The sequence below is a fragment of the Bradyrhizobium sp. genome, assembly GCF_030646015.1.
In the GTDB taxonomy this organism is placed as follows: Bacteria; Pseudomonadota; Alphaproteobacteria; order Rhizobiales; family Xanthobacteraceae; genus Bradyrhizobium.
The window spans coordinates 20,644-45,583 of record NZ_JAUSLT010000089.1 but is presented as its reverse complement, the minus strand read 5'-3'; the positions used below and the strand labels follow the sequence as shown (position 1 = coordinate 45,583).

Sequence of the window (24,940 nt, the reverse complement as noted above, 5' to 3'; positions counted from 1 at the left end):
GCCCTAAAGAACACGAAATCGTGTCGCGATTGTGGGGCGGCCCTCTTCTTTGCGCAATGTCCCAGGCTGCGGAAGGGTTGTGAAGGCTATATAGGTATTAAAATACCAAATTCGACCTCCGATTTAAATCATTGTTAACACTGCTTGAATTGACGGGGAGCAGCCTGCACGATGACCGGATCAAAGGCGGCTGGGCCAAGGGCGTGGACCGACATGGCGGCATCAGAGACGGGAAGCGCGGCATTGCCTGGCCGGCTGCCCGCTGGCGGTTCAAGCGTTTCGGTCCTTGTGGCGACCGCCATCGTGGTGGCCGACATGGTCGGCGTCGGGGTCTTCACCAGCCTCGGCTTTCAGGTCAAGGACATCCCGTCGGGCTTTTCGATCCTGCTGCTGTGGGTGGTCGGTGGCGTCGTGGCGCTGTGCGGGGTGTTCGCCTACAGCGAGCTCGGCGCGATGTTTCCGCGCTCGAGCGGTGAATACAATTTCCTGAGCCGGGCCTACCACCCGGCCTTCGGATTTGTCGCGGGCTGGGTCTCGGCGACGATCGGGTTCGCGGCTCCCGTGGCGCTGGCCGCGATGGCGTTCGGTGAATACGGCAAGTCGGTGCTGCCGGACGCCCCGCCGCTGGCGCTTGCCGTCGGCGTGGTCTGGCTGGTGTCGCTGGTGCAACTCGGCGGCGTCAAACACTCCAGCACCTTCCAGCTGATCGCGACCATCCTGAAAGTCGTGCTGATCGTCGCGTTCCTGGTGGCGGGATTTGTCATCGGCACGCCGCAACCGGTCACGTTCACCCCCTCGGTTTCCGATTTCGCCCATATCGCCAGCGCGCCGTTCGCGATCGGCCTCGTGTTCGTGATGTATTCGTTCTCGGGCTGGAACGCCGCGACCTACATCATCGGCGAGATGCGCGACCCCGAGCAGAACCTGCCGCGCGCGATGCTGGCGGGGACGTTGATCGTGCTCGTGCTGTATGTCGCGTTGAACGCGGTGTTCCTGCACACCGCGCCATCAGGCGAACTGGCAGGGCAACTCGATGTCGCCCGCATCTCCGGCACCCACATTTTCGGCGAGTTCGGCGGCCGCATCGTCGGCGCCATGATCTGCATCGGGCTGATATCCTCGATCAGCGCGATGATGTGGATCGGTCCGCGCGTCATGATGACCATGGGCGAGGACATTCCGTCGTTGCGGATATTCGCGCGCAAATCGACCCAGGGCGCGCCGGCCTGGGCGATTTTGTTCCAACTGGCGATCGCCAGCCTGATGCTGTTCACCCGCAGCTTCGAGGCCGTGCTCGATTTCATCCAGTTCAGCCTGTTGTTCTGCTCGTTCTTCACCGTGCTCGGCGTCATCAAGCTGCGCATCACCCGGCCCGATTTGCCGCGGCCCTACCGGGCCTGGGGATACCCGGTCACCCCTGTGGTTTTCCTGCTCGTGACCGGCTTCATGATGTACTATCTTTTGACGGAACGGCCGGTGCAGTCGTTCCTGGGTGTCTTGATCATGATTTCGGGCCTGGTGATTTACGCCGTTTTCCGCAAGCGGGCCGGTCGCGGCGCCGCGTCCCCGAGCCGCGAATAGTGATGCTGCAGCCCGTGAAAATCGCGGCGCTCGCTGCCGTCATGTTCCTCGCGGCAGCGCTGCCGGTGCGCGCCGCCGATACCGTGACCGCCGATGACACCGCGCGTTTCCTAGCGGGCATGGCGCCTTCAGCCGATTCACCGCTGACGGCCTTGACCAGGGAGCCTTCCTGGCAGCGGCACGCCAAATTCTTCGATAACGCGTTCGGGCAGCTCGAGCAGCGCCAACTTGCGAAAATCCGCAGCTGGACCGAGGCCAATCTGGCGGCGCCGCGGCCGACCATGTTCTACATGTTCAGCGGTCCGGACTTTCTCTACGCGGACGCGTTCTATTCGAAGGCTTCGACCTATGTGCTGAGCGCGCTCGAGCCGGTCGGCTCGGTGCCTGACCTCACGCGACTGGCGCCGGGCGGCGTCGGAGCCGCGCTCCACAGTGTCGAGCGGTCGCTCGGCTCTATCCTGAGCTTCAGCTTCTTCATCACCAAGCAGATGAAGACCGATCTGCAGGCCGGCAAGCTCTCGGGCACCTTGCCGATCCTCTATGTCTTCCTGGCGCGGTCGGGAAAGACCATTCGCGACGTCAGTCCGATCGCGCTCGACGACAAGGGAGCTGCGTATTCCGCCAGCGAGAATCCAGGACCGAACGCCACGCGCGGCGTCCGCATCCTGTTCGCCGGCAGCGATGGCGCGGAGAAGACGCTGTATTATTTCTCGACCGATCTGTCGAACAGCGGCGTCAGGGTCACGGGCTTTCTGAAATTCTGCGCCACGCTGGCGCCCGGCAACAGCCTGCTCAAGAGCGCGTCCTATCTGCTGCATTCCGGCAACTTCACCACCGTTCGCGACTTCATCCTCGCCAACTCAGCCACCATCATTCAGGACGATTCCGGCGTGCCGCTCGCCTATTATAATCGGAAGCAATGGCGGTTTTTTCCGTTCGGCCGCTATCTCGGCCCGATCGGGGAATTCCCCGGCCGGGAGCAGCCGGCCTACGCCGAGTTGTTCAGGCGCAGCCAGCCGATCGATTTCGGCATCGGCTATCGCTGGCGCACGCATGAATCCAACCTGCTGCTGTCGGTCAAGCTGCCCTCGGACGGTTCGGGCAGTGCCGACGCCACGCCATCGGCCGAACCTCCGCCGCCGCCGCCGCGCGCCCGGCGGGTGCCGCGTCCCCCCCGGGACGTCGGCGAGCCGCAGCGCGGTTTCCGATGGTTCTCGCGCTAATGCGACGCACCCTTAGGGCGCGTTGACGCCGCGCCAGCGCGCGAACCGCCACGGCAGATACCAGCGCGCGCCCGGCGGCGCCGTCACTGGCACGTTATCGATACCGGAAGTGCCCCAAGGCTGGCAGCGCAGCAGCCGCGCCAGCGTCATCCAGCCGCCGGCCCACAGCCCGAAACGCTCGATCGCCTCGTCGCCATACGCCGAGCAGGTCGGCAGATGGCGGCAGTTGTAGCCGACCAGCGGCGACAGGGTGTGCCGGTAGATCCAGATCAGGGCCCGGCCGAACTGGCGCGGCAGGCGTTGCAGGGTTCCCGCACAGGCCGAACAATCCACTGAATGCTTCATGGGCGATTGGCTTATCGATGAGCTGTTGTTTGCACGGTTCCTTTGCAGGGAACCGGACCCGGAAAGCCACGGATATGCAATTGAGTCACACCGGGCAAAATACCGCACCTGATCCGTGGCGATGCAGCAAATGTTAATAGACGCTTATGTGACGCGCGGTTAACTTTTTCACAACGCCGATGTGACGGAATCGTTGGCGTTGAAGTGGGGCCGTTACCGCCGTCCGACAGTGGGCTTTGGGGGAAGGAACCAAATTGAGGCTCGTGAGGTCGCTCCGAACAGGCGGCTGGGCGCTCGTCTGCGCCGCCGCCCTTTGCATCGCATTGCCTGCCATCATGGCCGGGAATGGCGGCCTGGCACATGCCGGCGTCAGCCTCGAAGAACGCAAACAGCCGATGAAGTTCAGCTGGGTGGCCTGTGAGCCGAATTGCCGCGGCTGGGTCAGCGCGGTCGGCATCGTCACCGCGGACAGCCCGAAGGCCTTCGACGAATTCGCACGCGGCCGCCAGCTCGCCGGCGCCACCATCGTGCTCGATTCCAGCGGCGGCTCGGTCAATGATTCCATCGCGCTCGGACGGCGCTGGCGCGCACTCGGGGCGCTGACGACCGTCGGCACCAGCGTCCGGATCCGGACCGGGCAGGGCGAGCGCGGCAGCGTCATGCCGGAAGCCTATTGCGAGTCGATGTGCGTGTTCCTGCTGCTGTCCGGCAAGACGCGTTACGTGCCTGACAGCGCCCATATCAGGGTGCATCAGATCTGGATGGGCGACCGCGCCGACGACGCCAGGGCCGCCAGCTACACCGCGCAGGACCTGATGATCGTGGAGCGCGATATCGGCCGTCTCGCCAAATACACCTTCGACATGGGCGGAACGGGCGATCTGCTGTCGCTGGCGCTGAGCGTGCCGCCGTGGGAAGAACTGCACGAATTGTCCCGGGACGAATTGCAGCTGACCAATCTGGTCACGACCGATGCGGTTGCCGAGGTCCTGCTTCCGGACACGCGCGCAACGCCGGTGGCCGAGGTGACGGTCAAGCCGGTGCAGGATCGTTTTGCGAGCGAAACGGTCAGCGCCGAAAAGCCGCAGACGCAGGCCGCGCCGTCCAAATCGACCAAGACGGCGGAAGCGACCGTGCCGACCGGCGGCGTCGCAGTGGCGGCTCCGGCGCAGTAGCGGCGGAGGGCCCGCCCGGGCAGCGGCGTCCGCCCCCGGCCTTCATTCCGGTGAGGCCGATAACACGCTCCAGCGAGCATGATCCAGCAGCCGCTGGCTTTCGACCGGCTGCGAGTTCGCGGATTGCTCATACCCCTTTCGTGGAGTTCGCCCGGTCGTGGACTCCGCCCCGGGAACACGGTTAAGCTGTAGGTGGTCGCCCCCTCTACTGGCTGTAAAATCCATGGAAGCATTCGACGAAGAACAGGAAGCATTCAACGGAAGCCCGCTCGACGACGAGAATATTCTGAGCGGCCAGTTCTGGGGCGAACTGCGGGTCTTTCTCGCCGTGGCCAAGACCAAGTCGTTCAATCGCGCCGCCGAGATCACCAACACCAGCCAGCCGAGGGTGAGCCGACAAGTGAAGCGCCTGCAGGACCTGGTCGGCTCGCAGCTCTTCATTTCGACGGCGCGCGGGATCACATTGACCCGGAGCGGCGAGGCGCTTGCGAAGGCTCTGTCCCGGCTGGATCACACGCTCTTTTCGATCACCAGCGACTTGAAGGCGGAGACCAGCGAGGCGGAAGGCACCGTGAGCGTCAGCATCACGGACGGGCTGAATGCATTTTTTGCCGCGCCCTCGCTCGAGCAATTTTCCATACAATATCCCAAGATTCGGTTGCACCTGAAGAGCCCGATTAACATCCTGAACCTGCGGGAAAACCAGACCGATATGATGATCGGCTACAGCCCGACCGAGGCGTCCGGCATCCGGTTTCAAAAGCTTGGGCAGCTTCATTTCATCCCCGTCGCCGTAAAGGACTACATCCGGAAATACGGTCTGCCGACGCGCGACAATCTGGAACAGCATCGCTTCCTGCAGTCGGAATATTACCTCGCCAGGACCGGGCTCTGGGATGGTTGGCATAAAGTAGTAGCGCGCGGACGCATCGCGCATTACTGCGACAATTCCTTCGCCTATGGCATGCTGGTCAAAGCGGGGCAGGGAATAGGATTGCTGCCCAGCTACACGCTAGTAGAGCCGAACGCCGTGCCGCTGGAATTCGATTTGAGGATTCCAGTTCCTATTTACCTGATCGCGCTCACCGACCGGTTGAACTCCCGCCCGGTCCGCCTCGTATTCGACTGGCTGAGCGAGGTCTTCGGCAGCAACAATCCCTGGTTCGCCGACGAGTTCAAGTTGAACAATCCGCCGAGCGTCTACGACGCTGGGTTCAGGAAGATGTTCAATCTTGCAGGGAATGGTGGGGCGGATACGTCTCCTTAGTTTAGTACGTTTTGAAATTTCTGAAAGCCATGGATCCATTCGACGAGGAACAGCAAGCGTTTAACGGGAGTCCGCTCGACGACGAGAATCTCCTGAGCGGACAGTTTTGGGGCGAACTGCGCGTCTTTCTCGCGGTGGCCAAGACCAGATCGTTCAACCGCGCCGCCGAGATCACCAACACCAGCCAGCCGAGGGTGAGCCGTCAAGTCAAGCGCCTGCAGGATGTAGTCGGCTCACAGCTCTTCATCTCAACCGCCCGTGGGGTGAAGCTGACCCAAAAGGGAGAGGCGCTCGCGCAAGCCCTGCGAGGGCTGGATCACACGCTCTATTCCATCACCCGCGACCTGAAGGCAGAGACCACCGAGGCGGAAGGCACCGTTAGCGTCAGCATCACGGACGGGCTGAACGCGCTGTTCGCCGCGCCGGCTCTTGAGCAATTTTCCGCGCATTATCCAAAAATCCAGCTGCATCTGAAGAACTCGGTCAATCTCATGCACCTCCGGGAAAACCAAACGGACATGATGATCGGCATCAGCCCGGCCGTGTCGTCCGGCATCCGGTTTCGAAAGCTCGGGCACATTCATTTCATTCCTGTCGTCGCGAAGGACTACATCCAGAAGCATGGCTTGCCGACGCGCAACAATCTGGAACAGCATAGCTTCCTGCAGTCGGAATATTACGCGCAGTGGGATGGCTGGCAGCAGGCCGTCGCGCGCGGCCGCATCGCGCATTACTGCGACAATTCCTTCGCCTACGGCATGCTGGTCAAGGCCGGGCAAGGAATTGGAATGCTCGGCAGTTACACGCTCGTGGAACCATGCGTCGTACCGCTGGAAATCGACTTGAGGATTTCGGTCCCTCTTTACCTGAGCGCGCTTACGGACCGGCTCAGTGCGCGCCCGGTCCGCCTCGTCTTCGACTGGCTGAGCGACGTCTTCGGCAGCAACAATCCGTGGTTCGCGGACCAATTCAGGTTGAGCAATCCGCCGAGCGTGTACGATGCCGGCTTCCGGAAGATGTTCAATCTTGAAGGGATTGCTGAGACAGGCAGGTCTCGCTGATCCGTTCCGAAATTTGCAGGTAGGTCTTGGCGGCGTCGTGGAACAATTCGGCTAGGTCCAAGCTCACGGCCGCATCCTCGTCGAACAGGAGCTTTTCGAACATGGCCTGGTGGATCGCGACCACCTGCTTCATGTAGGTCCGGGAGAAGTCCACGGTGGGCTCGTATTTTTGTGGGTTTTATGACTGCGGAACGTATCCTCGGCCGATACTGAGGCCAACTATGCCGCCTCGAACTGCGATGGCTTGTCCCAGAACCCTTCGGTCCGGAACAGGACGGTCGCGTCCGTACTTGCCGAGATTGCATTGTGTGGAGGGGTGAGCTCCTTGACGAGCTCGATGTACGGCTCCGGATGACCGTCGAAGTAGACCGGTGCCTTGCCTTCGGCGTTCTTGAAGCCGTGGATGATTCTCCACAGCCGAGCGTATTTTGGTTGCGCGTGGCCGATGATCTTGTCGTATCCCTTGCGGGCGATGTGGTCGAATACGAAACACCCAAATGCTTTCAGGACATGCGTGTTGCGATAGGCCTCGCGGAAGGCTATGCGCTCGATCTTGGCGAAATCCCTAAACCATCGGATGCGCATGGTTCCGACCGGCTCGTCGCCGGCGTAGACGATCATGTGGGTAGCTTGATAGTCGTTGCCGTCGAAAGTTTGCTGCGCTTTGACGCCATGCTCCTCCATGAAGCAGATGGCGCGGATGGCATAGGCATGCATCAACTGCTCGTATGTCGTCACGACCTCCGTGCGGATTTGATTGTGATTGGGGGCGATGGTCCGCACGCTATTCTGCATAGTCCCGGCTCCTCACTATCTAACGTAGTATGAAGTAGAGCGCGCCGGCCGGCGTTGCGGAAGACGGCAAAACGTGCCGCCGTTCTACGCCACCGTTGAACTGGCCTAGCGTCGCTGTCCCGAAGGCTGCTGCGCGTCCAGCCGTCCGACTGCGGGAATTGTCCGGGAATCCGCGACGAAACACACACGGCCAGGAAATTACCCAGATCACCCGCTTCACGGGTCTATCTACAAAACAGCAGAACGAAATGGGAGATAATATATCTAGAATTGCATTACGTTAATCATCTCCCGAAGGTAGCAACATTCAGAAATGAAGAAAAAAGGGCGGCGGCCGAATTCCGCGGACATTCAAATCGGAGAATCCATACGCGCTCATCGGCTGATCGTGGGCATGTCGCAAGGCGACCTCGGCCGCCGGCTCGGTGTCTCGTTCCAGCAGATCCAGAAATATGAGAAAGGCATGAACCGGGTCGGAGCCGGGCGGCTTCCTCAGATCGCCAAGATATTCGATATCCCGGTCAGCGCCCTGTTCGACGCCAATGCCGTCACATCCACCGGGGCGAGCACGCGTTCCGCTCCGGTCAAGCTCATCCCTGACCGTAACACGCTCAAGCTGTTGACCGCGTTCGGGGGCATCGCGCATGGCAAGATCCGCCATTCCCTCGTCGACCTGGTCGATGCGATCGCAAAGGCGACGCCGAAGACGCCCAGATAGGGGAACGGCGGCGTCCTGTAATTTTGTCAGCTCAGGCCGACGCCGGCTGTTTCGCCCTGGCCTCGATCTGGCCGATGGCGTCGACCACGGCATCGAAGGTCAGCATGGTCGAGGCGTGCCGCGCCTTGTAGTCGCGCACCGGCTCGAGCAGGGCGATATCGGCCCACTTGCCTTGCGGGGGGCCGCCGTTTTCCTTCAGCATCCTGCGCACGGTCTCGCGCAGTTCGCGCAGTTCGCCCGCGGTAGAGCCGACCACGTGCTGCGCCATGATCGAGGATGAGGCCTGGCCCAGCGCGCAGGCCTTCACTTCATGGGCAAAGTCGGTGACGACAGGCCCGTCCATTTTGAGGTCGATCTTGACGGTGGAGCCGCACAGCTTGGAATGGGCCGTGGCGCTGGCGTCGGGGTCGGGAAGGCGGCCGATCCGGGGAATATTGCCCGCGAGTTCGATGATCCGCTTGTTGTAGATGTCGTTCAGCATAGGTCGAGGCCTCGGCTTCCCGCGCGGCGACCGTCCTTGACCGCTCCTGACCGCCCTTGGCGGCAGCACGCTGGGGTCCTATATATGGTCACGGACGGCGGAAATACAGTCCGGCCGATGCATCCCCGGTGTCCGAAATGGAAGCCTATTCAGCGGCGGTGGTGTTAATATAATGGGATTCAGGCGCCCGGCGGCCAACCGCCCCGTCTGCCCGGTGACACTCCGGTCGTAATGACCGGTCGAACGGAGTTGACATGGACGCTTTGATCAAATCCCTCCGCCCCGGCAAGCCTTCTGATATCAAGTCTTCAGACGTCAAGAGCCCCGAAGTGCGTCCGGCCGAACTCGATCCCGCCGAATTTCTCGCCGCCGCCGTTCGCGCCGACCAGCCGCGTCCGTCGCGCGCCGAAGCCGAAGCGGCGGTGAAAACCCTGCTCGGCTATATCGGCGAAAACACCGGCCGCGAGGGCCTGATCGATACCCCGCGCCGGGTGGTCGAAGCCTATGACGAGCTCTATCAGGGCTATCACCAGTGTCCGGCGGAGGTGCTCGACCGCACCTTCGGCGAGACCGCGGGCTATGACGATTTCGTGCTGATCCGCGACATCGAATTCACCTCGCAATGCGAGCATCACATGATGCCGTTCTACGGCAGGGCGCATATCGCCTATACGCCGGTCGAGCGGGTGGTGGGACTGTCGAAGCTGGCGCGCCTGACCGATATCTTCGCGCGCCGCCTGCAGACCCAGGAGCATCTGACCGCGCAGATCGCGGCTGCGATCGATGAAGTTTTGAAGCCGCGCGGCGTTGCAGTGGTGATCGAGGCGGAGCATACCTGCATGTCGGTGCGCGGCGTCGCCAAGCATGGCGCGATGACGTTCACCAGCCGCTTTACCGGCATGTTCCGCGACAATCCGGCGGAGCAGGCCCGTTTCATGTCCATGGTGCGAGGGCCGCAGCGCTGACCCTCGCTTAGTCATCGCGAGGACGGCCCGTGTCCACATCCGCAGACAGCAACGACATCGAGGAAGGGCTGAAGTTTCAGCCCAAATTCGACGCGTCAGGCCTCGTCACCTGCGTCGCCACCGACGCCGGCAGCGGCGAGGTGCTGATGGTCGCGCACATGAACGACGAAGCCCTGCGCAAGACCATCGTCAGCGGCGAAGCCTGGTACTTCAGCCGCTCCCGCCAATCGCTGTGGCGCAAGGGCGAGAGCTCCGGTAACACCCAGCGCGTAATCGAGATCCGGCTGGATTGCGATCAGGACGCGATCTGGATCCGGGTCGAGCAGACAGGCGCCGCCTGCCATACCGGCCGTCGCTCGTGCTTCTATCGTGCGGTGACGGAAGGCGACGGCGGAGCGCGATTGGCGTTCGTCGATGCGGACAGACTGTTCGATCCCGCCAAAGTCTATCGCTAGGTAGACCGAGCTTGCCCGGCTTAACCCGGCGTTAACCATAACCGCCGCAGGCTATGATTGGCCTGAGCGCCGCTTGTCGTGCCGATAGGGCCGGGCGGTCGTTTCGCGAGGAGCGGGGCACCAACAGATGTCGGTCGACACGTTAAGCGCCACGGCCACGGCAGGTGTCGAACCCTCGCGCGCCCGGATTGCCGGCGCCATCAAGCAGGCCGCCGATACCACCGGCACCAGCTTCGAATACATGCTGGCCACCGCCAAGATGGAATCCAATTTCAATCCGAAGGCCGCCGCCACCACCTCGTCGGCGCGCGGGCTTTACCAGTTCATTGACCAGACCTGGCTCGGCACCGTGAAGGAAGCAGGCAGCCAGCTCGGCTACGGCAAATATGCCGACGCCATCACGAAGAACCCCTCCGGGAGCTATTCCGTCAGCGATCCCGCCGCGCGCACCGCGATCATGAAGCTGCGCGACGATCCCGAGGCCGCTTCGTCGATGGCGGCGGTGTTTGCCCAATCCAACAGCTTCAAGCTCACCGGCAAGATCGGGCGCCGCCCGACCGACGGCGAACTCTATATGGCGCATTTCATGGGCGCCAACGGCGCCGGCAAGTTGATCTCGAACGCCGAAAACAATCCGAACGCCTCGGGTGCTGCATTGTTTCCCAATGCCGCCGCCGCCAACCGCCCGATCTTCTATGACAAGACAGGCCGCGCGCGCAGCGTCTCCGAAGTCTATTCGGTGCTGAACGCGCGCTATGCCAGCGCCGCCAATTCGCAGGCGACGCGCACCGCGATGGCGTCAGCCGGCGGCGACGCGCCGCGGCGTGTGACGCTGGCCAGCGCCACGCCGGCCACGGCGCCGGTGGACAACGCCGCCTATCTCTCGAGCTTTCCGGATTCCCGCGCCGTGACGCCGACGGCAATGACGTTCGCATCGGCGCAGACACCGCCGCAGCCGACCGATCCGATCTTTCGTTCCCTGTTCCAGGCCGGTGAACGCGCGCAGCCGGTTTCGCCGGCGGTTCAGGAATTGTGGGGCAATTCTTCGTCGCTGACCTCGGTCGCGAGCGTGACATCGGCTTCGTCAGCGAATGCGGCGCAATCCCTGTCAGGCCGCAAGCCCGAAGTTCGCCCGCCAGGTCGGCTCGATCTCTTCAGCGATCGCCTCGGCACCTTCAGCTAGTCGATCAGTTTCGTGTCCCGGACGCGGTGCAGCGTTCTTCACGCTGCTCCGCAGAGCCGGGACCCATACCTTTTTTCCCTTTGAGCAATGGACCCCGGATCTGCAGCGCATCACTTCGTGCTGCGCGCGTCCGGGGAACGGCACAGCCCCATCCGCGCCCCCTTAACAAAACGTCAATAAAACCAGCCGTTTATGGTGAACCCTTTGTTAAGCGGCGTGGTTTATTTTCTGTTGCAGTGGCATCGCGTCACGGTGTCGTCAGGTTGCGTAGGCCTCCAGGGTCATGATTGTTCGGCAGTTTATCAGTTGGATACGTACCGCTCCGGCAGGCGAGCGGGCAGAGGCAACGCGGTCGCTGGCGCGGGCCTGGCTGATTTCGGATTTGTCCGAGGACGATCGCGCCGCCGCCGAAGGCGCGCTCTTGATGCTGCTCGACGATGCATCGCCGCTGGTGCGCCAGGCCATGGCCGAGGTGTTTGCGCGCAGCTCCGAGGCGCCCGCCGGCATCGTGCAGGCGCTGTCGCTCGACCAGGCATCGGTCGCACTTCCGGTGCTGGAACATTCCCCGCTTCTGATCGACGCCGATCTCGTCGACATCGTCGCCACCGGCAATTGCCAAATGCAATGCGCCATTGCCCGCCGCATCAATCTGCCGCCCTCGGTCTGCGCCGCGATCGCTGAGGTCGGTTCCGCCGCAGCGGCGCTCGAACTGATCGAGAACGCCTATGCCGAGCTGGCGTCGTTCTCATGGGACCGCATCGTCGAACGCCACGGCCATCTCGCCGCGATCCGGGAATCGATGCTGGTGCTGGAGGATTTGCCGGCCGCGACGCGGGTCGCCCTGGTCGCCAAACTGTCGGATACGCTGGCGAAGTTCGTGGTTGCCCGCAACTGGCTGAGCGCCGACCGGGCAGGGCGGATCGCCAGCGAGGCGCGCGATCGCTCCACCGTCAATATCGCGGCGCGTTCGCGCGGCGAAGATATGTGCGGCCTGGTGCGGCATCTGCGCGCCACCGGCCAGCTGACCGCAGGCCTGATCCTGCGCGCGCTGCTGTCGGGCAATCTCGAACTGTTCGATGCCGCATTGGCGGAATTGTCCGAGCTGCCGCTGGCGCGCGTCTCCGCGCTGCTGCACGACCGCGGCGGCGCCAGCCTGCAGGCGCTGCTGCGCCGCGCCGGGCTGCCGCCATCGACCTTCGCGGCGTTCCAGATGGCGCTTGAGGTCTGCCAGGAGACCGGATTCGTCGACAGCATCGGCGGGGCGGCCAGGTTGCGTCGCCGCATGGTGGAGCGCGTGCTGACGCATTGCGAAACCGATCCGCAGGCCGCCGAGCCGCTCCTGATCCTGCTGCGCCGCTTCGCGACGGAGTCGGCGCGGGAAGAAGCCCGCATGTTCTGCGACGAACTGATCGCCGAAGAGGCGATCGCGCCGCTCCAGCATGAGCTGATCGCGGCGTAGCGATCCTGCATCGACACATTCAGCTGTCGTCCCTGCGAACGCAGGGACCCATAACCACCGATGCTGGCTGTTGCAGAAGGTATCTCAACTCCGCGCTCTAACCGATAGTGCACGGCGTATGGGTCCCCGCGTGCGCGGGGACGACGAGTTGAGAGAGCGCTATATCACTCCGCCGGCGCGATGCTCGGAGCCAGCACGGCTTCGAGATGCTCGGGACGGTCGCGATTGGCGTGGGTGAGAAAGACGTCCGCGATGCCGCGCAGCTGCTTGCTCAATTCGCCGGCGGTGGCGGCGGTGTCGAGCTTGGTGCGCTCACGCACGATGGCCTGGATGGCGTTGATGTGATGCGCGATCAGGTTGGAGGGCACCTCGTCGAGGTCTGGCGCGTGCTCGATGATCCGGCACAGGCTTTCGGCGGCGGCGCCGGCGGAGGGAAATCCGAACGTGGCGGCGTCGCCCTTGATGTCGTGGGCGGCGCGAAACAGCTCTTCGCGCGTGACGTCGGTAAAGCCGTCCCGGAGGATGGCGGCGTGGGCGTCCGACAGCCGGTCGGCCTCGATCGTCATCCAGTTCTTGAATTCACCCGACAGGCCGGCGAGCGCTTTTTCGGCGCGCGCGATGGGATCGTCGAGGTCCCGTTCGGCGACGCGCCGCAGCACGTTTCGCAGGGGATTGGGCTGGGTGATGACGTGGTGGTCGGCGAAGGTTGAGATCTGCACCGTCGCGGACTTGCTTTTCGCCATGATGGATTCCTCGGGCTCTCGCGCTAGACGGTGGACCGCGCCTTGTCGAGCAGCGACGGCTGCTGCATCACTTCGACCTCGCCGCCGATGCGGCGCTCCGGGCCGATATAGGCGTTGGCGGTATTGCGGCGGCGGTCCGGGCCGAAATAGGTCTTAGTCTTGATGAACGGGCGCGGATTGGCGACGACGTTGAGGATGCGCTGATAGAGCCCCTTGGCCGAGATCGGCTTGGCCAGGAATTCGGTGACGCCGGCGTCGCGCGCCACGGTGACGCGCCGCTTCTCGGAGTGCCCGGTCAGCATGATGATCGGGGCGTAGGGGTTGCCCTTGGAGTCCGGCTGCCGGATCATCTGCGCCAGTTCGAGCCCGTCGAAAATCGGCATCGACCAGTCGGTGATGACGATGTCGGGAACGTAATGGCTGTACATTTCCAGCGCGGTAGCGCCGTCCTCGGACTCGTAGACCTCGCGCGCGCCGAACGAATGCAGCAGCGTCCGCAGGATGCGGCGCATGTGCGGATTGTCGTCGCAGACGAGAAAGCGCAGCTTGTTGAAGTCGATGCGAAACATGGCGCGGCCCTGAGGGCAGACCAGCAACGGTATACCCGGCGTTAACCATATCGCGGCGCCGGTTAACGAAGGGTTGCGATCCGCAGCGCGGTGAACCCTCCCGGGTCGTCCCGGCTCGACCCTCTACAAGAAATCGCGAAAACAACCCCATGCACAGTAAGGCGGAACCCGACTCGCAGCACTCGTGCTGCACTGCAATGGGGCAGTGGACGATGTTCTAATAGTTGAACTGCTCGCTCAGGATGCGCTCTTCCAGGCCGTGGCCGGGGTCGAACAGCATCCGTATCGAGATGGTCTTGTCCGAGAGCACCTCGACCCGGCGGACGTCGCGCGCCTCGTCGTGGTCGGCCACCGCCGCGACCGGGCGCTTGTCCCCCTCGAGCACCTCGATCACGACATAGGCGGTGTTGGGGAGCAGGGCGCCGCGCCAGCGCCGCGGCCGGAACGCACTGATCGGGGTCAGCGCCAGCAGCGCCGCGTTGATCGGCAGGATCGGTCCCTGCGCCGACAGATTGTAGGCGGTGGATCCGGCCGGCGTCGCCACCATGACGCCGTCGGCGATCAGCTCGGCCATGCGCTGCTGCTCGTCGATCAGGATCCTCAGCCGAGCGGCCTGATGGGTCTGGCGAAACAACGACACCTCGTTGATGGCATGATGCACGTGCACCACGCCATGCACGTCGGTGGCGCGCATCAGCAGGGGGTGGATCACGGTTTCCCGCGCCGCGGCGAGGCGCGCGTGCAGGTCGACGGTGCTGAACTCGTTCATCAGAAAGCCGACGGTGCCGCGATGCATGCCGTAGATCGGCTTGTCCGAGCGCATGTGCCGGTGCAGCGTCTGCAGCATCAGGCCGTCGCCGCCGAGCGCCACCACGATGTCGGCGTCGTCGGGATCATGATTGCCGTACAGCTCCGCCAACTGCGCCAGCGCCGCCTGCGCCTCCGCCCCGGGGCTCGCGACGAAGGCGATCCGGTCATATCGCTTGGGGCTGGTCATGGGATTTCTGGCTCATCTCGGGGCGCCGGTGAGATTGGGGCGCGCAAGGTCGTCTATACGACCTTGACCGGACTTGTCGAGGCGAGCGGGGCGTGGCGGCGCCACAAATACGGGCCGGCGGCCGCTTGACGCGACCGCCCGCATCTTATCGGGGCGAATTCGAGCGCGATCAGAATTTGGCGACGACCGAGCCGGGGCCGAAACGATAGTTCAAACCGACTTTGGTCACCTGCAGGTCGGTACGTGAGGTCAGGAAGGTGGTGCCGTCGCTGGCAAGGGCGGTTCGCGATCCGAAGTCCATGTAGTTGTATTCCGCCTTGGCCGACCAGTTCGGGGTCAGCGCGAATTCACCGCCGAAGCCGACGGTCCAGCCGACGCGGTTGTCCGAGGTCGAAATGCTGTTGACCAGAGCGCCGGCCTGGTTGTTGCACGTCCGAATATTGCCGGGCACGTTGAACGGTCCCACGATGCAATTGGCCGAGACGGTTTCATTGATGAAAGCAGCGCCGCCCTTGACGTAAAGCAGCGACCGGTCCCAGGCATAGCCGAGCCTGCCAGTCGCCGATGCCAGCCAGTTCACTTTGGTGTCGCAAGTCATGAAGAACGGGCTGAAGCCGCCGGGAAGGCCAGCTGCGTTGAGGCCGGTATCGGTGCCGCAGGTCCGGCCGCCCTTGATGTTGGCCCAGCTTGCATCGGCTTCGACGCCGAGCACAAACTTGTTGGCCATCTGATAATTGTAGCCGATCTGGCCGCCGCCGAGCAGGCCGGCGGAACGAGTGCCGGACGTCTGGCCGTAGCCGGTGAAGCCAATGTCGTCGCGTCCGTACGCCGCGCCGCCATGGGCGCCGATATAGAACCCGGTCCAGTTCACCCAGGTCGTGACAGGGGGCAGCGCCTTGACCCGCGCCTTGGTCGGCACCGCCGTCGTCAGCAACTCCGGCGTGAACTGGTAGCGGACACCGGCAGTGCCCGACCAGCCCTCGATCGTCTCGCCGTTGCGATAGTCGACGCGTGCAAATCCGAGCCAGCCGGTGTTGACGACCTGCCCGGCGATGCCGAGCGAGTACTGGCCATAGGTTCCGACCCGCGTCGTCGTCGTGGCTGCGGTGAAGGTTGCCGGCGAGAATCCACCCGGCACCGGCACGCCCGGCCCGAAGAAGCTGCAGTTGGCGCAGGTCGCGAAGTTCGAGGTGACGTTGCCGGCGAATTCGTGGAAGACGCTGGCTGTGAAGAACGGCGTGAGCGCCAGGTTTCCGGACTGAACCGACGTGCCGACCCGCAGGCTGAGGCGGCCGAGTTGGGTGGTGATGTCGTCGACCTTCACGGTGCCGGAAATGTTGGCGCCCTGTCCCACGCCGGGCTGACCGACCGCAGAGAAGGAGTCGAAGCTCGTCCTGGCATAAGTGAAACCGGCCGAGGGCTCGATGAACCAGTTGTTTGCAATCGCGAAATTGTAACCGGCGTTGACTGCAAACGACGTGCCGCGACCGGAGATCGGCTGCGAGAAGAAGCCGGCGCCGGCATTGCTCAGCGCGATATTGTAAAAGTCCTGCTTCAGCAGCGCGTCGGCAAAGAACCGGCCATGGGTCGCGACCGCATAAGTGCCGACAAACGGCACCTGGATGTTGCTGGAGAACCCGTTGTTGAGAGACGTCGAATTGGATTCCAGATAGCCGGCGGTGGTGCCGAGGTGCAGATTCCAGCCGTTCCAGTTCAGCCGTGCCGCATCGGCGCCTATCTGGAAGCCGGCATAGTTTTCACGGATCTGGTTGTTGCAGTTAACCGTCGTGGTTTGGTCGAGGGTGGCGGGAGGCGATTGATTCAGCGTTTGCGTGGTCGACGTCCCCGTCACAGTGGCTTGGCCGCCGGTGGCACGTCCCCAGACTCCGCCACCCGGGGAGTTCGGCGGCGGATTGCCCGGTGCCGACACGAAGGCGCTGCCCTGTCCCGCCTGGAAAACCGTATTGGCGTTGCTGGTCGCCGCCGATATCTGCGCGGACAAGGCGCTGGTGAACTGACCGAGGATGCCGGCGCCGGGTCCCGTTGTCCCGGGTGGCACGCCGATTCCGCCGGGCCCTGCGATATTGGTGACGTTGCAGTTTTGCGCCATCGCGGCCGTCGGTACCGACAGCATTGCGGCAACTGCGACGCCTGCAAAAATCCTGATCCCGTTGCCGGCAAGCGCGCGCAATTTTGCAATGCGAAAAGCGGTCATTCGAATCCCCAGTCCAGGAAAAATTGGAATCAACGCAAAATACGCGGCCGTTGCGCAAAATCTAAGACAGCATTTTGCGGGCCGAAAGCGTTACGAAAGCGACTGCGAGGTTTAGCGCTGTGAATTTCGCGCCCTGTAACATCGGCGCCACAGCAGCGGACCCCGCTACCTGCAAACTACCCGTCATATGAATAGGGCCGATGGGCTGAATGTTGGTCCGCCGGTTTGCGGAAGCCTTGCAAGTGACCCACGTCACACCGCGCCCGGTATCGGATTTGGCAGATTGAATGATCCGTCTGCGTCAATGGCAGCCCGTTGATCGGGGAGGACGGAGAAGATATTGCTTCGGTGGGTCAATGGATTTCGGGCCAGCCGCCCGCCATGCCGGTTTCGACAGGAAAATGACAAAGCGCCTCGTCTCATTGGCGGCACTGATCGGAGGGGCCATTGTTGCGATGGCTTCCGAGGCCGCATGGGCGGAGAAGCGCGTTGCCTTGATCGTCGGCAATTCGAGCTACCAGACCGTTCCGCAGCTGGCCAATCCCTCGCGGGATGCGAACGCCGTGGCCAGGATGTTCAGGGAGGCGGGCTTCGATTCCGTCGAGGTCCAGATCAACGTCGGCAATCTCGAATTCAAGCGCGCGATCCGGAAGTTCGAAACATCAGCCGATCAAGCCGACATCGCCGTCGTCTACTACGCCGGTCACGGACTCGAGCTCGCCGGAACCAATTACCTCATCCCGATCGACGCAAGGCTCGCCAGCGATCGCGACGCGGACGACGAAGCTATACTGCTGGAGCGGCTGGTGTCGTCGGCGGATGGCGCCAAGCGGCTGCGTCTCGTCATTCTGGACGCCTGCCGCGATAATCCTTTCGTCCCCGCCATGCGCAGGGAACGCAAGGTCGCCAATCGCGCGGTCACATCGGGTCTCGGCAGGGTGGAGCCGACCAGCACCGACACCCTGATTGCTTACGCCGCGAAGGCCGGCTCCACCGCCGACGACGGTGACGGCCAGCACAGCCCCTTCACCGCGGCGGTGCTGAAAAACCTGACCGTGCCCGGTCTCGACGTCCGGCTCGCCTTCGGCCGCGTCAGGGACGAGGTATTGAAGACCACCGGCAACCGGCAGGAGCCGTTCGTCTATGGTTCGCTCGGCGGCGGTAATATCTCGCTGGTGCCGGCACCGGCGGTCGCGCAGGACGCCCCGGCAAGCGACGTCAAGGCCGACTATGAACTGGTTCAGAAAATCGGATCGCGCCGCGCCTGGGAGGTGTTTTTGGGGACCCATCCGACCGGCTTCTACGCCGATCTGGCGCGCGCACAGCTGGAGAACCCGAGCCCAGCGCCGCCGGCGAACATGACCGTCGCCGCTCTCCCGCCGCAGGGTGTGCCCTCCGGCCGCGAATCCTCCTCGAAGGAAGCGCTGGAGTGGGACAGGTTAAAGGACTCAACCGATCCGGCGGCGCTGCAGCGATTCATCAAGCGCTATCCGGATTCACCTTTAGCCATCACCGCCCAGCAGCGGATGGATCTGCTCAAGAAGGCCGCCCAGGAGCGCGAGGACCAGGCGCGTGCGGCGCGCGAAGCCGCGCGCAAGGCCGCGGAGGAAGCACTTCGGCAGGCAGAGCAACGTAAGGCCGAACTGGCGGCTGCAAAAAAGCGCGAAGAGGACGAACGTCGCGCGCGCGAGGCAGAAGCGGCCGAGAAAGCGAAAGCTGCCGCGGCGGAACTGGCGGCGGCGAAGAAGCGCGAGGAAGAGGAACGCCGCGCCAAAGCCGCGGAAGCCGAACAGAAGGCCAGGGCCGCGGAAGCCGAGCGCAAGGCTGCTGAGGCCAAACAAAAGGCCGACCAGGCCGAGCGAGACAAGGCAGCCGCGGAAGCCGCGGCTCTGCGGGCGGCGAGCGAAAAGCAGGCGAGAGAGGCGGAGGCCGCGCGCAAAAAGGCGGAGATGGCGGCTGCCCGCGAAGCTGCCTGCAAGAGCGAACAAACCAAACTCGAAGAAATCATCGCCAAGAGCACCGAGGGCTCTGGCCTTGAGGACCTGAAGTCTTTCTCCAGGACCGTCAGCTGCGACCGGCTCGGACCGCTGGTTGTCGCCAGCCTCGACAAGTTCAACGCCGAGGTGGCCAAGCGCGCCGCGGCGCTGCCCAATTCGCCCGAGTTGCTCCGCGCGGCGCAAACCCAGCTCATCCGCCTCGGCTGCCTGACCGGCAAGGTCGACGGTACGCTCAACCCCACGACCAAGGGCGCGCTCGGCCGCTACCTCTCGATCGAGGGCCAGCCGACGGAGAATGCCAGCGTCACCGAGGGCCTGGTTGCGGAACTGGCCAAGCATACTACGCGCGTTTGCCCGATCGAGTGCCGGTCCGGCGAGACCTTGAAGGGCGAGACCTGCGTCGCCGACGAGAAGCCGAAGGCGCCGCCCGCCGTCGCCGCGCGCACGAGGGATGACGAGGACGATGCGCGGTCGCGCCGGAAGCAGGGCGGTCGCCAATCGGATCGTGAACAGCGTGCAAAGACCGCGCAGGACGCCCCGCGCGCGCGTCAGCAGGCGGTGGCCCGGCCGAGCATCGTCAGTGGTGGCCGCAGCGGCGGCGGCGGCAGTGCGATGATCGGTGTCGGATTTTGATGTGAGGGGGCGCGTCGCTCAGGCAGCCCGGCCCGGATCGCGGAAGCCCGCTCACTTTTCCTGCAGGGTCCGGACCGGGTCCCATTCGCCTGACGGCGCTTGCTGCGCATAAATTCTCGCCCGCTCGAGAAACATCCGGGATGGCCGGTCGGTTTCAGCGGCCTGTTCGAAACATTTTTCGGCGAGCGCAAACTCGCCGGCGCGCCAGTGCGCGAGGCCCCTGGCGTAGTCCGCCGTGACCGCGGCTTGCGCCGGCGTCAACTCCGCCGCCAGCGCCAGCAATTGGTAGATCTTCAGCTGATTGTTGCGCCCCTTGACGCGGATGGTGTCGAGCTCGCGCCAGGCGAATGTTTCGCCTGTTAGCGCGACCGTGGTTTCGGAAGCGATCACGGTGGTGCCGTAGAATTTATTGGCGCCCTCCAGCCGCGAGGCGAGGTTCACCGCGTCGCTCATGACCGAATAGTTGAAGCGCCGCCGCGAGCCGAAATTGCCGACCAGCGCGTCCCCGGAATTGATCCCGATGCGCTGCGCCACCTTGCTGCCGCCGAACGCAGCCGCGCTGCGATTGAGCTCTTCGAGCCGCGCGCAGCAGTCCAGCGCGGCGCGCAGCGCATTGCTGGCATGGTCGGGATCGTCGGCCGGCGCACCGAACACCGCGACGATGGAATCGCCGATATATTTGTCGACATAGCCGCCATGGCCTTCGATGATGTCGGTCATTTCAGACAGGTACTCGTTCATCAGCGCCATCAGGGCTTCGGGCGACATCGTTTCCGCGATCAGCGAAAAGCCCTCGAGGTCGGAAAAGAACACCGTCACATGGCGGGTTTCGCCGCCCAGCACCGGCAGCTTGTTCGACGCCAGCATGCGGTCGATCACGTCGGGGGCGAGGTACAGCGCAAAACTCTTCTGCAGCAGCCGGCGGTCCTTGTCGGTGATCATGAAGCGGTAGCCGACCATGGCAGCCAGCGCGGCGAAGCCGGCAATCAACGGCTCGCTCAGCGGCAGCACCAGGGCATGGTTGAACGCCGCCGTGGCGCCGATCAGGTAAATCCCGATCGCGACCAGAAACGTCAGCACCGCGGTGGCTGGCCGGAGCGTTCGCGCGATGAGGGCCGCAAACGCTGCGAACAGTGCCGCGATCAGCGCGATCGGCAGTCGGCCGAGTTCGACCGCCGCATCGCGTCCGATCAGGTTGTTGACCGCGGTTGCATGAATATAGACGCCGGCAATGTCCCGGCGGTTGAAGCGGGCGTTGACCGGCGCCTCCGCCAGCGCGCAACGCGGCGCGCGCGCGCCTTCGATCCCGGTGTGGAAACGTTTCGACGTTCGCTGGCGATCTTCCGACGCCAGCACCGTGCCGAGGATGACGACCTTGCCCTCGAACTGGCGCCGAAAGAAATCCTTGTCGCCTTTCGCGGCGCAGGCCGTCAGGTCGGCCAGCGAATAGGTCGGGATGTCGTCCGCGCCGCCCTCGAAATTGAGCGTCATGGTGCCGCGCACGGCGCCCGGAATCCGGTACCCGGTGAGTGCAACCGTACCGTCGGCTCTCAATTCCGGTTTGGCGTCGAGCGCGCGCGACGCCAGCTCGAGCGCCATCGAGGGCACCGGCTTGCCGTCCACCGTAAACGTCAGCGGCAGCCGGCGAACGATATCGTCGGGGTCGGTATAGACGTTGAGGGCGCGAATGTTCTGAGACTGGCGGACGGCGATACGTTGTCCCTGCGACGGCCGAATCGGCTGGTCGCCGCGCAGAACTTCGCCCAGCACCACCTTGCCGCCGACGGAGGCCGTCGCGAGCGCGCGGAGATAATCGCGGTCGAAGCCGCGGACCTTTTCGCCGAACAGGCCGCCGCCGAACGGGATCTCGGACTGCTCGATCGACTTCTCGAACACGATGTCGAAGCCGACGACCTTGGTGCCGCCCTCGACAATGGCGCCGAGAACGCGGCCGATCTCACCGGTCCACGTCGGCAACGGCGAGCCCTTGAAGGGTGGCGCCTGATAGGTTTCCTCGTCGATCGCGACCACCACCGCCGGCGAGGCGGCGGGGTCCAGTCTCCTGCCGTACATCTCCCAGCGCAGCGCGGTGAGAATGTCGATCGACAGGCCGTGGGCAATGTTGAACACGGGCGAGACGGAGACCGCGGCGCAAACCAATACGATGGCAGCGAAGGCAATGGCGTCCCGCGTCTTGCGCCCGATGTTCAAGGTCTGATGCCCGGCAAAGCCTATTCCAACCGCAGCAGGCGGCCGACGATCGGCGTCGGACCGGGCTTCGCCTGGGGATCGACCCGGAACACGATTCTGCGCGATGCGAACGTTGCCGCATAGGTAGCACCTGGCGTGAGCGATTTGCTGGTGCCGGCAAGATCGTAGAACCTGCCCTTGAGCTGGTTGCCGGTGAGATCAAACTGCTGGCGCTCGCCCTTCTGGTCGAGCCGTTCGAACACCAGCGTGCCGCGCCCCTTGGCTTCGACCAGCGGCGAGGTGCCGTAAAGCGTCAGCTGGGGGCCGGCTGGCGGCGCGCCTTTTTCCAGGCTGCGGACGACACTGGCCGCGACGTCGCTGGTGGCCCTTGTCGTGGGATGCGCCTGGGCCGGATCGCAGTTCGTCCTGGTGGCTTCGACCTCGGCGAGATGGACCTTGCTCTCATCCTCGCCGACGATGATCGTGCCGACGCCATTGATGGTTTCGCGCCGGCAGGACTTCATGTAGCCGACAACGACCGAAGCGCCTTGTCCCAGCTTGATGACTTTTCCCGGCACGACATAGTCCATGAACTCGGCGCCGGTGACGTTGCCCTGAACCTCTTCCACGACTGCAACCGGCGCCTGGGCGGTCGCGGATCCCGCAAACCCCATGACGCCGACAACCACGACAATCGCTTTCTTCATCCTAAAAACCTCATTCCAAAAAGCCAGGCTCAACGGCGAATTGAGCCGATCGCTTCGCAAGCCAGACATCGAAAACCGGCGGTCCCGTTATTTCACTTCGCCGCCTGACGGGGACGAAGGAAGTATCACACCGCTAGCCGGATCGCCCTCAGGAAAGTGTGATCGATATCACACACCCGCGAACCGCGCGGCGAAGGATCGAACTCTTAATACATCGGCGGACTCAAATCGAGGTTGGCTCTGATACGTGCAGGGCGACGCAATGCAGAGGGTGTGAGCTGGATCACGGTGGCGATGACGAATCCGGCGTAATCTCTCACCATTCACAGGCAATTGATGTCTCGGATGAGGATTGCGATGAGCAAGATCTTTACGACGGTTAAATCCGCGCTCCTGGCGATCGATGACGTCATCACGCGCACGATTCTGCATTACTGGATGTCCACGCTGCAGGCGCAGCTTCGGCATGAGCGCGAACCGCAGTATTGATTCGGTCGCCGGCGCCTCCATAGCGGAATCGTGATTGTCATCCCCCTGGCTTTGTTGCGAACAGTATCCTGTCTGATCGCGGGGGCAGGGAGAGCAACGGACATGGCCATTCGCCTCGTCGCGCCGCACCATCTGCGCTTCGCGCTGGTGTTTCTCACCTTTTCGGTGATGACGGGGGCGCGCGCGCAGGATGCGCCGCAGCCGCAGCAGCCAGCCGCGGCAACGCCGTCGGAACAGAAGGCCGGCGCCACCGGTACCCGCGGCAGCGCCTCGAATCCGCTCGTCCCCGAGCAAGGCCGTTTGCCGCCGGATTCGACCACCCGCCACACGCTGGCGCTTCCCGGGCGGACGCTCGACTTCACCGCCACCGCCGGTTCGATTCCGCTGTTCAACGACAAGCGCGAGCCGCAGGCCGACATCGCCTTCACCGCCTACCAGCTCAACGGCGCCGACGCGCGCACCCGGCCGGTGACCTTCCTGTTCAATGGCGGGCCGGGCGCATCCTCGGCGTGGCTGCAATTCGGCGCGGCCGGACCGTGGCGGCTCGCCATCAATGCCGACGCGGTGACGTCCTCCGCGTCGCCTGACCTGATGCCCAACGCCGAGACCTGGCTCGACTTTACCGACCTGGTTTTCATCGATCCCGTCGGCACCGGTTACAGCCGCTTCGTCGCTGGAGGCGAGGAGGTGCGCAAGCGGTTCTATTCGGTCGACGGCGACGTCAACGCGATCGCGCTCGTGATCCGCCGCTGGCTGGAGAAATCCGATCGCCTGCTGTCGCCGAAATTCGTCGCCGGTGAAAGTTATGGCGGGATTCGCGGGCCGAAGATCGTGCGCAATCTGCAGGTCGACCAGGGCGTCGGGGTGAAAGGGCTCATTCTGGTGTCGCCGCTGTTCGACTACCGCGAATTCACCGGCTCCAGCCTGCTGCAATATGTCTGGAGCCTTCCCTCGATGGCGGCGGTGGCGCGGGAAGCCAAAGGAGGCAAGGAGGGAGGCGAGGGTGGAGTGACGCGGGCCGACCTCGCCGATGTCGAGCGCTATGCGGCAGGCGAATTCCTTGGTGATCTGATCAAGGGATCGGCCGACGCCGAGGCGACGACGCGGCTCGCCGACAGGGTGGCTGCGTTGACCGGGATCGACCAGGCGGTGAGCCGCCGGCTGGCCGGGCGCCTCGGCGTCGGCGAGTTTCGCCGTGAATTCGACCGCCGCAACGGCAAGGTGACCGGCCGCTACGATGCCTCGGTCTCCGGCTTCGATCCCTATCCGGATTCGAGCTTCCATCGTTTCGGCGATCCCTCGGGCGACGCACTGGCCGCGCCGCTGACCAGTGCGGCGGTCGATCTGACCAGGCGCACGCTGAACTGGCGGCCGGACGGCTCCTACCAACTGCTCAATGGCGCGGTGCAGGGCGCCTGGGATTTCGGCCGCGGCATCAATCCGCCGGAGTCGCTCTCCCAACTGCGGCAGATCCTGGCACTCGATCCAAAACTGAAGCTGCTGGTGGCGCACGGGCTGTTCGATCTGGCGACGCCGTATTTCGGTTCGAAAATCCTGCTCGATCAGCTGCCGGCCTACGCCTCGCCCGAACGGGTGAAGCTCACGGTCTATCCGGGCGGTCACATGTTCTATTCGCGCGACGGCGCGCGCCAGGCGTTTCGAAGCGAGGTCGAGGCGCTGGTGAAGTGAGGG

General features: G+C 63.9%; 23 protein-coding genes. 13 read left to right on the top strand and 10 right to left on the bottom strand.

The window, feature by feature from the left end; genetic code table 11:
• Positions 1-213: 213 nt before the first annotated feature.
• Both Q7T45_RS14125 and Q7T45_RS14120 read left to right on the top strand, forming a co-directional pair.
• The gene (locus Q7T45_RS14125; protein WP_304871633.1) at positions 214-1,581 is read left to right on the top strand and encodes an APC family permease; all 1,368 of its coding nucleotides are present in this window, start codon (positions 214-216) and stop codon (positions 1,579-1,581) included.
• A gap of 2 nt (positions 1,582-1,583) precedes the next feature.
• On the top strand, positions 1,584-2,804 hold the full coding sequence (locus tag Q7T45_RS14120; protein ID WP_304871568.1) for a hypothetical protein: 1,221 nt from the start codon (positions 1,584-1,586) through the stop codon (positions 2,802-2,804).
• A gap of 12 nt (positions 2,805-2,816) precedes the next feature.
• Here Q7T45_RS14120 and yidD read toward each other — a convergent pair whose 3' ends face one another.
• Positions 2,817-3,149, bottom strand: a complete 333-nt coding sequence (gene yidD / locus Q7T45_RS14115) for a membrane protein insertion efficiency factor YidD (RefSeq protein WP_304871567.1) — start codon at positions 3,147-3,149, stop codon at positions 2,817-2,819.
• 254 nt (positions 3,150-3,403) lie between these two features.
• Here yidD and Q7T45_RS14110 point away from each other — a divergent pair, with 254 nt between their 5' ends.
• From Q7T45_RS14110 to Q7T45_RS14100, 3 genes are all read left to right on the top strand, one after another.
• The gene (locus Q7T45_RS14110) at positions 3,404-4,324 is read left to right on the top strand and encodes a hypothetical protein (RefSeq protein WP_304871566.1); all 921 of its coding nucleotides are present in this window, start codon (positions 3,404-3,406) and stop codon (positions 4,322-4,324) included.
• A 223-nt stretch (positions 4,325-4,547) separates the two neighbouring features.
• Positions 4,548-5,591, top strand: a complete 1,044-nt coding sequence (locus Q7T45_RS14105) for a LysR family transcriptional regulator (RefSeq protein ID WP_304871565.1) — start codon at positions 4,548-4,550, stop codon at positions 5,589-5,591.
• A gap of 29 nt (positions 5,592-5,620) precedes the next feature.
• Positions 5,621-6,652 (top strand): LysR family transcriptional regulator, encoded by a 1,032-nt coding sequence (locus tag Q7T45_RS14100; RefSeq protein ID WP_304871564.1) that lies wholly within the window; start codon positions 5,621-5,623, stop codon positions 6,650-6,652.
• On the opposite strand, the gene Q7T45_RS14095 is transcribed toward Q7T45_RS14100, so the two are convergent.
• Together Q7T45_RS14095 and Q7T45_RS14090 are read right to left on the bottom strand one after the other, a co-directional pair.
• Positions 6,612-6,785, bottom strand: coding sequence for a hypothetical protein (locus Q7T45_RS14095; RefSeq protein WP_304871563.1), 174 nt, complete (start codon positions 6,783-6,785; stop codon positions 6,612-6,614). The genes Q7T45_RS14100 and Q7T45_RS14095 overlap by 41 nt on opposite strands.
• Positions 6,786-6,871: 86 nt before the next feature.
• A complete protein-coding gene (locus Q7T45_RS14090) occupies positions 6,872-7,435 on the bottom strand; it encodes a GNAT family N-acetyltransferase (protein WP_304871562.1) in 564 nt (187 codons plus the stop codon).
• Positions 7,436-7,760: 325 nt separating this feature from the next.
• Between Q7T45_RS14090 and Q7T45_RS14085 the strand changes: the two genes are divergently transcribed.
• Positions 7,761-8,165, top strand: coding sequence for a helix-turn-helix domain-containing protein (locus tag Q7T45_RS14085; RefSeq protein WP_304871561.1), 405 nt, complete (start codon positions 7,761-7,763; stop codon positions 8,163-8,165).
• Between the two features lie 31 nt (positions 8,166-8,196).
• On the opposite strand, the gene Q7T45_RS14080 is transcribed toward Q7T45_RS14085, so the two are convergent.
• Complete coding sequence (locus Q7T45_RS14080) at positions 8,197-8,646, bottom strand: iron-sulfur cluster assembly scaffold protein (RefSeq protein WP_304871560.1); 450 nt, start codon at positions 8,644-8,646, stop codon at positions 8,197-8,199.
• A gap of 254 nt (positions 8,647-8,900) precedes the next feature.
• Here Q7T45_RS14080 and folE point away from each other — a divergent pair, with 254 nt between their 5' ends.
• The 4 genes from folE (at position 8,901) to Q7T45_RS14060 (ending at position 12,708) form a co-directional block, all read left to right on the top strand.
• On the top strand, positions 8,901-9,611 hold the full coding sequence (gene folE, locus Q7T45_RS14075; protein ID WP_304871559.1) for a GTP cyclohydrolase I FolE: 711 nt from the start codon (positions 8,901-8,903) through the stop codon (positions 9,609-9,611).
• Between the two features lie 29 nt (positions 9,612-9,640).
• A complete protein-coding gene (gene hisI, locus Q7T45_RS14070; protein ID WP_304871558.1) occupies positions 9,641-10,066 on the top strand; it encodes a phosphoribosyl-AMP cyclohydrolase in 426 nt (141 codons plus the stop codon).
• Positions 10,067-10,193: 127 nt separating this feature from the next.
• Positions 10,194-11,249 (top strand): transglycosylase SLT domain-containing protein, encoded by a 1,056-nt coding sequence (locus Q7T45_RS14065; RefSeq protein ID WP_304871557.1) that lies wholly within the window; start codon positions 10,194-10,196, stop codon positions 11,247-11,249.
• A 283-nt stretch (positions 11,250-11,532) separates the two neighbouring features.
• The gene (locus tag Q7T45_RS14060; RefSeq protein ID WP_304871556.1) at positions 11,533-12,708 is read left to right on the top strand and encodes a DUF2336 domain-containing protein; all 1,176 of its coding nucleotides are present in this window, start codon (positions 11,533-11,535) and stop codon (positions 12,706-12,708) included.
• Between the two features lie 164 nt (positions 12,709-12,872).
• Here the strand turns inward: Q7T45_RS14060 and Q7T45_RS14055 are convergent, their stop codons facing one another.
• From Q7T45_RS14055 to Q7T45_RS14040, 4 genes are all read right to left on the bottom strand, one after another.
• Positions 12,873-13,451, bottom strand: coding sequence for an Hpt domain-containing protein (locus tag Q7T45_RS14055; protein ID WP_304871555.1), 579 nt, complete (start codon positions 13,449-13,451; stop codon positions 12,873-12,875).
• A gap of 23 nt (positions 13,452-13,474) precedes the next feature.
• Positions 13,475-14,020 carry a response regulator gene (locus tag Q7T45_RS14050; RefSeq protein ID WP_304871554.1) on the bottom strand — a complete coding sequence of 182 codons (546 nt, stop codon included), beginning with the start codon at positions 14,018-14,020 and terminating at the stop codon, positions 13,475-13,477.
• A gap of 217 nt (positions 14,021-14,237) precedes the next feature.
• Complete coding sequence (locus Q7T45_RS14045; RefSeq protein WP_304871553.1) at positions 14,238-15,017, bottom strand: NAD kinase; 780 nt, start codon at positions 15,015-15,017, stop codon at positions 14,238-14,240.
• Positions 15,018-15,186: 169 nt separating this feature from the next.
• Positions 15,187-17,232 (bottom strand): autotransporter domain-containing protein, encoded by a 2,046-nt coding sequence (locus Q7T45_RS14040; RefSeq protein WP_304871552.1) that lies wholly within the window; start codon positions 17,230-17,232, stop codon positions 15,187-15,189.
• Between the two features lie 401 nt (positions 17,233-17,633).
• On the opposite strand from Q7T45_RS14040, the gene Q7T45_RS14035 reads away from it, so the two are divergent.
• Positions 17,634-19,862: a caspase family protein gene (locus Q7T45_RS14035; protein WP_304871551.1), complete on the top strand. Its 2,229-nt coding sequence runs from the start codon at positions 17,634-17,636 to the stop codon at positions 19,860-19,862.
• A 51-nt stretch (positions 19,863-19,913) separates the two neighbouring features.
• Here the strand turns inward: Q7T45_RS14035 and Q7T45_RS14030 are convergent, their stop codons facing one another.
• Both Q7T45_RS14030 and Q7T45_RS14025 read right to left on the bottom strand, forming a co-directional pair.
• Positions 19,914-22,073 carry a CHASE2 domain-containing protein gene (locus tag Q7T45_RS14030; RefSeq protein WP_304871550.1) on the bottom strand — a complete coding sequence of 720 codons (2,160 nt, stop codon included), beginning with the start codon at positions 22,071-22,073 and terminating at the stop codon, positions 19,914-19,916.
• A 20-nt stretch (positions 22,074-22,093) separates the two neighbouring features.
• On the bottom strand, positions 22,094-22,759 hold the full coding sequence (locus Q7T45_RS14025; RefSeq protein WP_304871549.1) for a hypothetical protein: 666 nt from the start codon (positions 22,757-22,759) through the stop codon (positions 22,094-22,096).
• Between the two features lie 357 nt (positions 22,760-23,116).
• Here Q7T45_RS14025 and Q7T45_RS14020 point away from each other — a divergent pair, with 357 nt between their 5' ends.
• Complete coding sequence (locus Q7T45_RS14020; RefSeq protein WP_304871548.1) at positions 23,117-23,248, top strand: hypothetical protein; 132 nt, start codon at positions 23,117-23,119, stop codon at positions 23,246-23,248.
• A gap of 168 nt (positions 23,249-23,416) precedes the next feature.
• Positions 23,417-24,937, top strand: a complete 1,521-nt coding sequence (locus Q7T45_RS14015; RefSeq protein WP_370691274.1) for a S10 family peptidase — start codon at positions 23,417-23,419, stop codon at positions 24,935-24,937.
• Positions 24,938-24,940 lie beyond the last annotated feature (3 nt).